The organism is uncultured Fibrobacter sp. (genome assembly GCF_900316465.1).
GTDB lineage: Bacteria > Fibrobacterota > Fibrobacteria > Fibrobacterales > Fibrobacteraceae > Fibrobacter.
This window is the reverse complement of sequence record NZ_ONDD01000014.1, coordinates 66415-79502: the sequence shown is the minus strand read 5'-3', so window position 1 is coordinate 79502 and position 13088 is coordinate 66415. Positions and strand designations below refer to the sequence as shown.

Annotated in this window: 13 protein-coding genes and 1 tRNA gene; 6 read left to right on the top strand and 8 right to left on the bottom strand. The window is 49.3% G+C overall.

Going from position 1 to position 13088, the window contains the following annotated elements:
• Positions 1 to 43 precede the first annotated feature (43 nt).
• From QZN53_RS07105 to QZN53_RS07095, 3 genes are all read right to left on the bottom strand, one after another.
• Positions 44 to 304, bottom strand: coding sequence for a hypothetical protein (locus tag QZN53_RS07105; RefSeq protein WP_163438303.1), 261 nt, complete (start codon positions 302 to 304; stop codon positions 44 to 46).
• 301 nt (positions 305 to 605) lie between these two features.
• A tRNA-Pro gene (locus tag QZN53_RS07100) sits at positions 606 to 679 on the bottom strand.
• Positions 680 to 757: 78 nt separating this feature from the next.
• Positions 758 to 1225, bottom strand: coding sequence for a Smr/MutS family protein (locus QZN53_RS07095; RefSeq protein ID WP_163438302.1), 468 nt, complete (start codon positions 1223 to 1225; stop codon positions 758 to 760).
• 156 nt (positions 1226 to 1381) lie between these two features.
• Between QZN53_RS07095 and QZN53_RS07090 the strand changes: the two genes are divergently transcribed.
• Positions 1382 to 2215: an ABC transporter substrate-binding protein gene (locus tag QZN53_RS07090; RefSeq protein ID WP_163438301.1), complete on the top strand. Its 834-nt coding sequence runs from the start codon at positions 1382 to 1384 to the stop codon at positions 2213 to 2215.
• On the opposite strand, the gene QZN53_RS07085 is transcribed toward QZN53_RS07090, so the two are convergent.
• The 4 genes from QZN53_RS07085 to mraY form a co-directional block, all read right to left on the bottom strand.
• Positions 2212 to 3042, bottom strand: a complete 831-nt coding sequence (locus QZN53_RS07085) for a lauroyl acyltransferase (RefSeq protein ID WP_163438300.1) — start codon at positions 3040 to 3042, stop codon at positions 2212 to 2214. The two genes, QZN53_RS07090 and QZN53_RS07085, sit on opposite strands and share 4 nt — an antisense overlap.
• Positions 3029 to 4369: a UDPGP type 1 family protein gene (locus tag QZN53_RS07080; RefSeq protein ID WP_163438299.1), complete on the bottom strand. Its 1341-nt coding sequence runs from the start codon at positions 4367 to 4369 to the stop codon at positions 3029 to 3031. The genes QZN53_RS07085 and QZN53_RS07080 overlap by 14 nt, the downstream gene beginning before the upstream one ends.
• A 23-nt stretch (positions 4370 to 4392) precedes the next feature.
• Positions 4393 to 4932, bottom strand: coding sequence for a type II secretion system protein (locus QZN53_RS07075; protein ID WP_163438298.1), 540 nt, complete (start codon positions 4930 to 4932; stop codon positions 4393 to 4395).
• A gap of 186 nt (positions 4933 to 5118) precedes the next feature.
• Positions 5119 to 6267, bottom strand: coding sequence for a phospho-N-acetylmuramoyl-pentapeptide-transferase (mraY, locus tag QZN53_RS07070; RefSeq protein WP_163438297.1), 1149 nt, complete (start codon positions 6265 to 6267; stop codon positions 5119 to 5121).
• Between the two features lie 57 nt (positions 6268 to 6324).
• Between mraY and QZN53_RS07065 the strand changes: the two genes are divergently transcribed.
• Both QZN53_RS07065 and QZN53_RS07060 read left to right on the top strand, forming a co-directional pair.
• Positions 6325 to 6813 carry a hypothetical protein gene (locus QZN53_RS07065; protein ID WP_163438295.1) on the top strand — a complete coding sequence of 163 codons (489 nt, stop codon included), beginning with the start codon at positions 6325 to 6327 and terminating at the stop codon, positions 6811 to 6813.
• A gap of 5 nt (positions 6814 to 6818) precedes the next feature.
• A complete protein-coding gene (locus QZN53_RS07060; protein WP_163438293.1) occupies positions 6819 to 7427 on the top strand; it encodes a LysE family translocator in 609 nt (202 codons plus the stop codon).
• A 35-nt stretch (positions 7428 to 7462) separates the two neighbouring features.
• On the opposite strand, the gene QZN53_RS07055 is transcribed toward QZN53_RS07060, so the two are convergent.
• Complete coding sequence (locus QZN53_RS07055) at positions 7463 to 8422, bottom strand: bifunctional oligoribonuclease/PAP phosphatase NrnA (RefSeq protein ID WP_163438291.1); 960 nt, start codon at positions 8420 to 8422, stop codon at positions 7463 to 7465.
• A gap of 161 nt (positions 8423 to 8583) precedes the next feature.
• On the opposite strand from QZN53_RS07055, the gene QZN53_RS07050 reads away from it, so the two are divergent.
• From QZN53_RS07050 to QZN53_RS07040, 3 genes are all read left to right on the top strand, one after another.
• Entirely contained in the window at positions 8584 to 9411 is an 828-nt protein-coding gene (locus QZN53_RS07050) for an HAD family hydrolase (RefSeq protein ID WP_163438289.1), read from the top strand.
• 116 nt (positions 9412 to 9527) lie between these two features.
• Positions 9528 to 11405, top strand: a complete 1878-nt coding sequence (locus QZN53_RS07045) for a diguanylate cyclase (RefSeq protein WP_163438286.1) — start codon at positions 9528 to 9530, stop codon at positions 11403 to 11405.
• Positions 11395 to 13053 (top strand): EAL domain-containing protein, encoded by a 1659-nt coding sequence (locus QZN53_RS07040; RefSeq protein WP_163438278.1) that lies wholly within the window; start codon positions 11395 to 11397, stop codon positions 13051 to 13053. Before QZN53_RS07045 ends, QZN53_RS07040 begins: the two co-directional genes overlap by 11 nt.
• Positions 13054 to 13088: the final 35 nt, after the last annotated feature.

Here is a 13088-nt window from a genome sequence, read left to right as displayed (position 1 = left end):
TGTCATGTTTTTTGCATTTCCTTGAATGAATTTAAAAGATAAATCAGGAAATGACTGGTGCGTGCAAAAGGTTGATTGCAAGATCGTGGGAATTTTTGAATGGTGGGGGGAACGCGAGATTGACGCCTTCGGCGTATCGGAATAGCGAGATTGCCGAAACGGTCTTGTTATTCCCGTTTCGCCCTTCGGGCTTGCCTGCAACGTTGTTGCAGGTCAAGGCTTCCGCTCTACGTTTCACTTCGTTCACTAAGAGCGTAATCGAACTCACGACTTCGTCGCTCGTTCTCAATCCCGCCAAATCCATATAAGACAAAAAAGACACCCTAGAAGGTGTCTTTTTGTCTTATCGGAATAGCGAGATTAGACAAAGCCTTCACTTCGTTTCAGGCTTTGCCCTCCGGGTTTTGGCTTGCGCCAAAATCGGACTTGGCGAGATTGACGCCTTCGGCGTCCGCGGCATCGGCTCGGTCATGACAGCCCGCGAGCGGTCTGTCGCGACGCTCGCCTCGCTCGCTTTTCGAACTCACGACTGCGTCGCTCGTTCTTGACCTCGCTATTTCCGGGAATAAAAAGAAAACCACCCAGAAGGGTGGTTTTTCTTTTTATCGGAATAGCGAGATTCGAACTCACGACCTCTTGCTCCCGAAGCAAGCGCTCTACCAGGCTGAGCTATATTCCGGTTCGGTGGTCCAATAATAGAAAAAAATGGAAAGAATTTAAAGGGGAAAGGTCCAAAAAAATGAAAAAAATCAAATTTTTATTTCTTGGCGGGCTTTCTGGGGGCTTTTGTCGGGGCGGGGCGCGGTTTTCCGAGGATCATGATGCTCGAACCAGCGTTGTCGGGCTCGACTTTGTACAGTTGGATGCGGTTGCTCCATTCGGAACGTACCTTGCGGTCGATGATGCGTTTGACGTTGCCGTAGCTGGGGTTTCCGCCGCCGTGGATGACCCTGAGGATCTTGAGGCCTGCGATCATTAGGTCATCGATGCGCCGCTCCACGGCTTCTGCGGCCTCATCCGAGGTCATGCCGTGCAGGTCAATTTCGTCTTCGGGCACGGGCAATTCCCAGGCGCTGGGGTTGCGGCGCATTTTACGCCCACGCGGGGCACGCGTCGGGCGTACGGCGGCCGCTTCGGCCTCCATCTGCATCTGCGCGTCTTTGTCTTCCATATGGTGGTTGTTAATCCACTTCAGTTGGAATTCTTCTTCTTCGTTTAGCGCCATGATTCTCTCTTTTTGCGGTAAAAAATAGATTTTTTTGTCGAAATTGCCGATATTGAATCCTTTTTTGCCTTCTGATCCGTAATTATTACAATTTTTTGCATTGATTTTGGACTCTTTTTTCTTATATTGTAATAAAAAGTTGAGGTTTTCGTAACAATGCGTCGTTTGTGGGTCTTATCAGCGCTTTTTGCGTTTATAGCCTTTACGGGCTGTACTAAGACTGATATTCCCAAAAACGAGGTTTTCTCGATTAACGATCTCGGAAACAAGAAGGTTGGGGTAATCGAGGGCACTACCGCCGAAATTTATGCCTCAGAATTTGGTGGCGATTCCGTTAAATTCCAGATTGAAAAATTCCCGACTCTCGCCGAGACTGTTGACGCCTTGCTCCAAGGCAAAATTGATGCCGTGCTCAGTGACGATGCTCCCGCCAAGGTTTTCGCCCGCAAAAATCCCTCGCTGCGAATCTTGAACGAAACCTTCAAAGAAGAATCGTATGCAGGCATTGTTGCAAAAGAAAATATGGGCCTGTTGGATTCTGTGAATATTGCTTTAATCCAGATGCGCGCCATGGGCGTTTACGATTCCATTTTCGACAGTTATATTGGGGGGCAGACCAAATACCATGTTTCCCAAGATTCCGCTGTCGGCCCAGTTCTCAGGGTGGCGACCAATGCCGAATTCCCGCCGTTTGAATTCCGTTGCAAAAAACGCGGAATCGTGGGTATCGATATTGAAATCGCCCGCTATGTGGCCAATTACCTGGGGCGCAATCTCGAAATCATCGATATGGATTTTGATGATATTATAGATTCTGTTCGTGCCGGGGCTGCTGACCTCGGACTTGCCGCCTTGTCGGTGACCGAAGAACGCAGCCAGATCATTAACTTTACGGATCACTATGCCACGTCAAAAATTGTGATCATGGTGCGTAGCGGCGAAGAAGAATCGACTTTCCAACGCATCAAGGATACGCTGCTGGGTGGCTAGACCCTAAAGTTTCCGTGGTAATTCCAGCTCCACTGTTCAGGGTGTTCTGATATCCACGTTTCAGTTTCCTTTGCTATTCCCGCGACGAGCTTTTCGGGCTCGGTTTTGGGCGGATAGGCGCTTTCGAAACGGATGACGATTTGCCGCTTTGCGTTGGTCCACGTGCGGAACGTGACGACGGATGCTCCCATCTGGTTCACTTTTTGCGGGAGACGTAAGTAGAGCGTGCTCGCTTGCCCGAAAAGTTGGACTTCGTTGCCTTTGGTATTCTTTCCTTGGTCGAATACCATCGCAAGAATCCCCTTGGTCTTGAACAGGTCGCGGATCAGCTTGCCGGTTTCTTCGGGGTGGTATTCGGTCAGGTGCGGGTCGCTGCGGAGTTCCTTGAGCACTTCGCGGAATGCCTGGTCGCCCACGGAATCGGTAATCAGGTGCACGTGTTCGCTGTAACGGCACAGGGCGCGGTGCAAAAGCTCGAATGCGCCTTGGTGAATGCTGATGCCGGCTACTGGACCAAGCTTTACCGCCTCGCGGATGATTTCTTCGTTCTCGTAGACGATTCGATTCTCGACGCTTTTAAAGCGGGCGAGTCCGCGATATGAATCGAGCGCATTCCAAAAGATTCCCTTGAATACATCGCGCGCTAGAATACTGGTCTTTAAGTAGGCCTTCGCGTTTTCGAGGTGCTTTACCGTGCGCCCGTAAGCGCGCTTGGTATGCAATGCCTTGTAGACTGGAAACGCAACCGCAAAAAGTGCCGAATAGAAAACATCCGGCACTCGAAGCAAACTATGAACAAGAATCTTGTATGTCTTACTCTTCGTCAAATTCTAAAATATTTCTTCCGAGTTCTCGTTCGAATACGCGGCGGCTAAGCCCTTCGCCGGCATAGCTCAGCGTAGGCGACACTTCGTAAAGCTTGCCCGGCTTCACTTCGACATGAGCCTTGCGTAGCCATTCGCGGTGGAGTCTGCCAATCATTTCGCGGGCGGTTTTCGGGCTGTCGTTTCCTTCGGCATTTTTCACTGGGCTGAATTCCTCTTCGCGCACCACGCCGAACGGCATCATCGTGCCAAGCTGCGGGAATGCGTCGAACAGGAACTGTTCGAACTTCCAGCACTTTTCGATACCGCAAACGGTCTTGCGGGCGGTGTGCCACGGGAGCTTGCTCGTCTGCAACTTGCGGAGGCCCTCGGTTTTGAACAAGTGAATAGCGATGTTTCCGCCGTCAAAGGTAAGGCTTCCGTCGGCATTCGTCATGTCGCGGTAGTTCTCGGGCAAGTCGCTGTATTCGACTACGCCGGGCTTGTTGTTCTGCAAGGCGAAAATGCCTACCTTTTCGTTCGGGCCGGCCTTGTGCACCACCTTGGATGCGGACATGCTGCGGCCTTCGCTTGCAAGGGCGCCGACAAAAGCCGGATCGCAAATGCGGCAAAGCGCGTTGTCGACGCTGTAAAGGAATACGTAGCGAACGCCTTTTTCAATCAACCAGGCGAGAGTGCCGCTCTGGGCGAGTGCTCTGAAGCACCCGCCATTGCCATCGGGCACCAAGGCCAAACGATTGTTTTCGTCAACGACGGCTTTCCCGTTCGGGTCAAGCGCGCAAATCGTGCCTTGCTCAAAGAATCGGATGTTTTCGCGGGCGTATCCGAAAAAGTTGTGCTCGGTAAAGAAGTTGACCGTAGCCTCGTGATTCAGCGGGCTTGTCATAATGCACCACGGAATTGCATGGCCTACTTGGGCTGCCAAGTTCTGCAAGCGTTCTGCCTGCAGCTGGAACAAACTCTTGTGGCTCGGGAGGCCGATATCGAACATGCCCTTCGGACCATCGAAACCGAGGCGGGAACCTTGACCACCTGCCACCAGGAATGCGGCCACCTGGCCCTTACCCAACAAAATTTCACCGGTTTCTTTCCAGAAGTCGTAACGCAAGTCGTCAGTTGCGATCTTGAATGGCATCGGCTTCAAGTCGCCCGACACGTTGTCGTCAAGCGATGCGTTGGATTTTTCGGTATAAAGGGATTTTAGCTCTTCCCAATCCTGGGTGGCAATGTCGCGTTCCAAATTCTTGCGGGCATCGCCGCTCAAAGATTCAAGCTTGGCGACCAGCTCTTGCTGACCCGCCGCATTCAAAGTTTCGATGATGTTGCTCATGCGCTACAATATAGCAATGCGCATTAACTAGGTCCACCAGGAATAAAAATTTTGCCGTTGCCGAGATACAGGAATGTTGCTGCCAAAGGTAAGCAGTGTTCCTCGTCATCGAGCCATGTTTCAATGCCAAGGCGGTTGTCTTTACTGTCAATCCAGGCCTGCACGCCCCATTGGTGTTCTGAAGGACAATCGTTCAAAGCCGTTTTTGAGGTGGCGACCCACGCTCTTGTCTCGCTTCTTCCGACATTATCCCACTTTCCGTTAGGGTCAATTACACTCCAGTAGGTGAAGTGAGCTGTGCTCGTGGCTACTTGAGCGTCACTAAAGCCTTTTATTTCGGTACCGGGACCAAAATAACCAATCGTGGTCCACCCGCCTACGGCATGGTGTTCATGAGCATAAACATCTTGTAGTTTGATATAGGTCATTGCCGCTGGAGGAATTTCAGCGACCTTTGCCTTGGCAATCATGCCAAACAACTTGGGAACTGCAACGGCTGCCAAAATGCCCATAATCACAATGACAACCATCAGCTCAATAAGGGTAAAACCCTGTTTTTTCATATGACAGCTCCCCTTTAATTGTTGATGTTTTTTGATGGAGATTTCCCCATCGTAACTAGTAATATAAACTTTTATTTACGAAATCGCAGCCTATTTTTATGTTACTTAAAAAGTTTGTTTTTATATCAGTGTCAAAAAAAGGCATTCCTTGGGAGGAATGCCTTAAAAATTCATTTATGGCCAATTTTAGCGGATACCGAAGAAAATCACCATACTCACGATGAGGGCGAAGATGCTGATGAGGTGCATGCGCCACACGATCTTCGAATTCATCAGGGGCTTGCTCGGGAAGCGTCCTTCCCACTTCTTTTGGTAGTGGTGGTGGAGCGGTGCGCAAAGGAAGATGCGCTTGCCTTCGCCGGTGGTCTTCTTGGTGAACTTGAACCAGCTAATCTGGAGCAATACGGAGCAAGCTTCGGCGATGATGATAATGCAAACGATGGGGAGGAAGAGCCCTGCCTGCACCAGAATGAACATGATGCCAATGGCTGCACCAAAGCCCACGGAACCGGCGTCGCCCATGTAGATTTCGGCCGGAGGGCTGTTGAACCACAAGTAGGCGAGGAGTGCGCCTGCAATGGACATGGCGAGCGGGAAAAGTTCGTCGCAGCCCGGCAGGTAAGGAACGCTCAGGTACTGGCTAAAGATAAAGTTGCCGCTTACGTAAGCCACGAGGCCTACGAAAATCATGCTCGAAAGAATGGGTACAGAAACAAGGCTGTCGAGACCGTCAGTAAAGTTCGTACCGTTAGCCGAGGCGGCAATCACAAAGGTCATAAAGCCCACGAAAATCCAGTTGGGCAGGTGAATCTGGAAAACGCTAATGGGGCAGAAGGGGATAGTTAGGTCGCCCTTGAGTTCGGGAATGAACTTATAGCAGAAAATGGCAACGACCAGGCTAAACAAGAAATAGAGGAACAGACGAAGACTGCTGGAAATACCATCGGCCTTGTCCATGTAGTCGGCGGCCTTGAGCTTACCGAGCTTAATCAGGCGCTTGGCCTTGACTTTCGCGATGTCGTCAATGGCGCCTACGGCAGAGAATGCGGCTAGCACGATCAGGGTCGAAATGGTGTAGCCGTTCATCTTGCACACCAGGAGCGACACGATTTCAACAACAATTACCAGGAGGAGGCCGCCCATGATCGGGGGAGACTTGGATTTTCCGTCTTTATCGAAGTCACTGGTTGCGTCAAGGCTCTGGAGCTTGCGGATATAGACAGGCATAAGGCACATGACTAAAATGATGGAAAGCATGGCGGCTGTACCTGCACGGAACAGACGGCCGTCGAAAAGATCAATGCTGGTTAAATGATAAAGCCACTGACAAAGCATGTAGCAATAATAAAAAAATATAAGCGGACTCGTTGTAAAATTTCTAAATTATAGGTCATGAGTGAATTCCATATTGACTGCCCCCATTGCGGTACATCTTTTGACGCGCAAATCCAAGGTGATGGCGCCAACATGATGGTGTTTTGCTGCGCCCGCTGCAAGACCCCTTTGATGTATTACCATGGTGAGGTCGCTGAACTGGATCGCGACGAATTTGCCGGACTCCGCAAAAAGCTGAGCCGCGCTATAGATGCCGTTGTCAGCAACGGCGGTGCAATGGGTGCTGTAGCCGAAGCCCTCAAGAAGATGGTGGAAGCTTCCGAAGCCTTGGCCGAAGAACGTACCGAAAAGGGCGAAAACTTGCCGACGCCGCGTGAAGGATCTGCTCCGTCGGAATTTGAAAATGTGGCCGAGAAAATTGCTGGAGCCATGGCGTCTAACGAAGCCGAATCGGTCCGCCCGGCAGTTATTTCGGATGACATGCTTTCGGATTTGCAGAAAGACCTTGACGAACTCGATGTCGACAGCTTCTTGGATAAGCTGTAGTTCCTATGCTTGAATTTTTCATTGCTGCGCTAGTGGTGGCGGTCGCTCCCGGCCCCGACAACCTGTTTGTGCTTGCGCAGAGTGCAACTCATGGCGCCAAGGCGGGCTTTTGCTTGATTTGTGGGCTTTGCACGGGTGTTGTCGTGCATACTTGTCTTTTGGTGGCTGGTGTTTCGGCGTTAATTGCCGCAAGTCCGAAGGCTTTCTTTGTAATGCAGTGCCTAGGGGCGGCTTACCTGCTTTATTTGGCGTACAAGAGCTTTCGGGTGCGTGTTGGAACCGTTAAATTAAATGAAAATGGCGAAAACTTGCCGCTTCGCAAGCTTTACCTGCGCGGCGTTATCATGAACCTGACGAATCCGAAGGTGATACTCTTTTTGCTTTCGTTCATTCCGCCGGCAGTCAAGATGGAGCGCCCGTTGAACCCGACACTTCAAATGGTGATTTTCGGAGCCGAATTTATTTTGGCGACATTTATTGTGTTCGGCTCGGTAGCGCTTTTGGCCGGGACTGTCAAAAAGTTCTTGCTGAATAGCCCGAAGGCAAACCGCAACCTCAACTGGTTCAGCGGGGCAGTGTTCGTACTTCTCGCAGTCGCGTTGTTTTTAGTCTAATAACGTCATCGCGAGGGGTGAAACCCCGAAGCGATCTATAGCTGTTTTTCAATCAGTTTCAGAATCTTCTCGATAGCAACTTCGGGGGCGTCGCTGGTATCGCCGCCAGCGGCACGGGTGTGGCCGCCTCCGCCAAATTCCTTGGCAATGGCGTTCACATCTACAATGTAGTTGCTGCGCAGGCTAATCTTGTACTTGCCGTTCACGGGGTACAGGAGTAAGGCCACTTCGGTGCCGCTGACTTCGCGGATGGTGTCAATGACGGTGGAAAGTTCCACGGGCGTGACACCGAAACGTTCCATGTCTTCGGGCGTGATGTAGCTGTAAACGACTTTACCGCCCAAGCCGAGTTTGCATTGCTGCATGGCATAGCCTGTAATCAGCGTCTGCTTGTAGGTGCGGGTGTAGTAGGTTTCGTTCACGATTTTCGCGAAATCAATACCCTTTTCAATCAAGTCGCCCACGACTTGCATGGTACGCTTGCCGGTGCAACTGAACTTGAAGGCGCCTGTGTCATGCACGATTCCCAGGTACAGGGAACTGGCGGTTTCGCGGCTGATTTTGGCCTTGTTGAGGTTTACGTATAGAACCTCGCTTGCAGAACTTGCTTCGGGCTCTACCAGGTTCAGGGTGCAAAGGTTCAACGGGTTGCTAATATGGTGGTCGATGTTGACTGTCTTCTTGGCGGACTTGATGCATTCGGCGCCGCTCGCGCCCACGCGTTCAAAGCTCGGCGTGTCCATCAAGAATGCTAAATCGTAGGGCTTGCCACCGTTGCATTCGGCTGTCCATGTGGAGCGGGCATCGCTTGCCCCGCGCAGAATCTTGTAGCTGTCGGGAAAGTTTTCAAGGAACAAGTCCACGCTAATGCTGGGAAAGTTGTCCTTGATGTAGTTGTAAATGCCCGTGGTCGAACCTACGCAGTCGCCGTCCGGGCGTACATGCCCGAAAATGGCTACGGAACTTGCTTCGCTTAAAAAATCATCGATCTTCATGCTAATGAATATAGCAATAATGTGGGATCCTTCGACTTCGTGCTACGCACTTCTACCCAAAGAGCATAACTCAACTACAGAACTAAAGTCCTAAGTTTCGTATAGCTCAGGATGACACATTTATTCCACATCTCACATTCCTAATTTTTATATTTACATACATGAAGTTGCTCTTTACAGACCTTGACGGCACGCTCCTGACCGACGACAAGCAGATTCTCGACGTGGACATGATGGCCATCGAGGGAATGCTTGAACGCGGGCACAAGCTGGTGCTCTGCACCGGGCGTCCGCTGACCAGCGCAAAGCAGCTGGCGCAAAAGTACGGCTTCGACAAGCCGGGCTTTTTCTTGGTGAGTTTCAACGGCGGGCTTATTTACGATTACGCCACCGAACAGTCCATTCTGACGCGTTACATTCCGGTAGAATCGGTCAAATTCATTATGGATGCGGCCCACAAGGCGGGCATGCACGCGCACACGTACTCGGGCGACCTGGTAGTTTCGGAATACGAGACTGAACAACTCAAGACGTATTGCCGGCTGATGAAGATGGACTTCGTGGTTGTCAAGGATATTCGCGAGTATTATGGCGAATTCATCAACGTGGTGGTAAAGCCGCCTATCAAGGTGAATATCATTACGCCGTTCGATCACGATAGCCTGCTCGATTTTCGCGCCGAAATGCGCAAGACTACGGCGGGCAAGCTCTTTGATGTGTTCAGCAAGCCCGAAATGCTGGAATTTTCGCACATGCAGTCCAACAAGGGCGATGCGGTGCGATTCATGGCCGATTATTACAAGGTCCCGCTCTCGGATACCATTGCCGTGGGCGACGAAGAAAACGATTGCCCCATGATTGAGGCTGCAGGTGTTGGAATTGCCATGGCGAATGCCTCTGATGTGGCAAAATCTGTGGCCGATTACGTCACGAAAGCAGACAATAATCACGGCGGAATTGCCGAAATTATTGAGAAATTCGCGGTTTAAGCGTTTTTACCTCAAATATTCCAATTTGGAATAATTTGGGTAACTTTTTTTGAACAAAATGGTAATCTTTGTTGTATCTTCTATATAGATATATAATATAGGGATACCGCAGAGACATGAAACAATTCCAGTTCGATTACCACAGTATCACTACGTTAAAACGCGACCTTGACAAGATTAGTCTCTGGTGTAAATCACGAGTGTTTTCTCATGTGGTATTCCAGATTTATTCGAACTCCATGGATCGTGGGCAGATAGACCTGGTTTGTGACGTTATTTCGCAGAATTTTCCGGATTCCATTTACATGGGCTGCTCGACAGGTGGCAATATCATCGATGGGCGAATTTCCAATGCCGAAATTTCTGTTGTCTGTACGATTTTTGAATACCCTACGACTCAGCTAAAATTGTTGCAGTATACGATGGATGCGGACAATGCCGTTGATGTGGTTGGCAGTATTAAAGAAGAAATCAAGGCGAATCCTTGGGTGAAGGCGGTTGAACTGCAGCTGACGACTCTTGGTGTTTCTATGACACCGTTTTGCGATGCGTTCAAGGATGTGGACCCCTCGATTGCGATTTTTGGCGGTGGTGCCATTAATCCGAACTTGACAAGTACGGAAACATGCATTTTTTCGAATGTGGGCGGATATTCAGGAAAGGGTGTCCTAGTGCTTTTGATGGGGGGTGAAGACTTCTTTGTCCATACCACCCATGTGATTGGCTGGAAACCCCTTGGCCGTGAATTTGTAGTGACAAAAGCAAGGGGACCGGTGCTGTATGAACTGAATGGCGAGCCTGCTTATGAAATCTATCACCGCTATTTGAATATCCAGAATGACGAACACTTCATTTACAACACGCTGGAATTCCCGTTGTTCTACAAGCGCAATGGAATTGACATCATGCGTGCTCCGGTAGCCTGTAACGAAGATGGTTCCGTAGTCATGTCTTCGGATATCGAAGAAGGCGTGAAAGTGCGACTTGCTTATGGCGACCCGTGGACTATTCTTGAAAGTGTCCGAAATGACGGACGTAATGTAGGGGTGTTTAGCCCTGAAATAATCAAGGCGTTTTCTTGTGTGGTTCGTCGAATCTTTTGGGGTAAAGAAGAAATCAGTAGTGAAACGCTCCCGCTGCAGAGCATTGCGTCTACTTCGGGTTTTTATTCCTCTAGCGAATTCTTGCGCACGGGCTGTTGCGTGAACCAGCACAATGCGACCCTTGTGATTGCTGGAATGCGCGAAGGCAAGGGCGGGGAACGTTATGACTTTGAAATGCCCGAGGAGGCGTTCTCGGGCAAGGTTTCCATGATTAACCGTCTGGCTACTTTTATCGATGTGACGGCACAGGAGCAAGCCGAAACTTACGCAAAACTGCAGTTGACCTCTATTACGGATTCCTTGGCGGAGGTGTTTAACCGTGGCGAAATTCAACGCCGAATTACCCAGTGCGTGACGTCAGGGCGGCCAGGCTGCCTTGTAATGTTCGATATCGATGACTTCAAACAAATTAATGATACCTGGGGCCACAAGGAAGGTGATAATGTCATTCAAGAATTTAGCCGTCTTTTAAGAAGGGTTGCCGATGAAATCGGAGTATCCGGGGTCGATGCGGCTGGCTTTAATATGACTGATTTTGAAGACATGTGTGCAATGGAATACGAACTTCATGGTGGAGACTCTTTACAGCCTGTTCCTGTGATTCTGAATGTAAAATCTCCCATAGGCCGTTGGGGTGGCGAAGAATTCATGGTGCTTTTGCAGGATTCCTCGTTAAAAACGGCTATAGATTTTGCTGATAGGGTGCGTGTCGCGTTCAATGATATTACATTTGAAAAAGCTGGACGTCGTTCCGTGAGTGCCGGTGTAACCGAACTTCGGAGGGGCGAAAGTGCTGATACTGCATTCGTTCGTGTCGACAAGGCTCTTTACAAAGCCAAGAATAACGGCAAGAACTGCATTGTGGTATCAGAAGGAGAAAATGATGGATAGCGTTGTCAAAGCTAAAATTGATTCCTTGTACGAGGCTTTTTCTGTACTTGCAAATGGTGCATACACCTATGTCACCGATATGAGGACGGATTGGACCCGCTGGTCTAAAGAGGCCGTTCACTATTTTGGCTTACCTGACGAATATATGCAGGGGGTAGCTTATACTTGGATGGAAAAAATCCACCCGGATGATCGCGCCGCCTATAAAGAAAATATTGACAAGGTCATGTCCGGCCAGACGAATGAACATAATCTTCAGTATCGTGTGCTGACAAAAGATGGCCGCTACATTGTTTGCACCTGTAGAGGTGTTTTGCTCCGTGACGAACATGGAAACCCGGACTATTTCGGCGGGATGATCAAGAACAATGACACCCTGAGCTATTTTGACGATGTTTCCAACATGAGAAGCCTTTACGGTTTTTTGGAAGACCTGCAGTCGACGAGTTGGCGTGGTGAAAGCCTGCAGGTGATGATTTTGGGCATTAATGATTTTTCTCGTCTGAATGAAATTTACGGCTACACGTTCGGAAACCGCGTGATTCAGGATTTTTCAAAGATGATCAAGGTCGAGGCCCATGGCCTGGGTAATTGGTACCGAATGGATGGAACCAAGTTCGCCATCGTGTGCAAGAACGCCACTCCCGAAGATCTTCAGAATTTGTACAAACGAATCCAGTACAATTCCTTGCATGAATTTAATGTGGATGGCTCCCGCGTGGTTCTTTCGTTTGTCGCTGGCGCAATCAATTTGGATAAATTTGATGTCAGCGTAGAAACTGTTTATTCTTGCCTGCGCTTTGCCTATTATGAATCCAAGAATAATCACTTGGGCGAACTGTACATTCTTAAGAACGATGTGAACGATGACAAACGCTTTGCCATCGAGCGAATCAATGTGATTCGCAACAGCATCGTGAATGGGTGCGAAGGTTTCTACTTGTGCTACCAGCCGATTGTGGATGCCGACAGCGAAAAGATTGTTGGTGCCGAAGCGCTAATTCGTTGGAAAAACGAAGAGTACGGTGTTGTACCCCCGGTAGAATTTGTTGATGTTTTGGAACAAGATAATTTGTTCCCGGAACTGGGTAAGTGGATCTTGAAAACCGCCATTAAGGATGCTAAGGAGTTCCTTGATTCTTACCCGAGTTTTGTCATCAATGTGAACCTTTCGTACACGCAGCTTGAAAAGCCTGACTTTGTCGAAAGTGTGCTTTATATTCTAGAACAGGAAAATTTCCCGCCGCAGAATCTGTGCTTGGAAATCACGGAACGTTGCCGCCTTTTGGATATGGCTCTTCTCAAGGACATTTTCACGAGATTGCGTAACAAGGGAATCAAGGTGGCGCTTGATGATTTCGGTACCGGTTTCAGTTCTATTGGCGTGTTGCGTGAACTGCCGGTGACTACGGTGAAAATCGACCGCAGCTTCGTCATGAATATCGAACAGGATTCTTCTGATCAGAAAACAGTGCGCTTTATTTCGGAACTGGCAGACTCCTTCTCGTCTTCGGTGACGGCTGAAGGTATCGAAACGCCTGAAATGCGTGAATTCCTGCTGCGATTCAAGATTAAGAGCCTGCAGGGCTTCTATTATTCGAAACCGCTGCCGGTTAACGAATTCATGGATAAGTATATCGAATCTTAATGAATTTTTAAAAATGAATAATGAAAAAGCTCTTT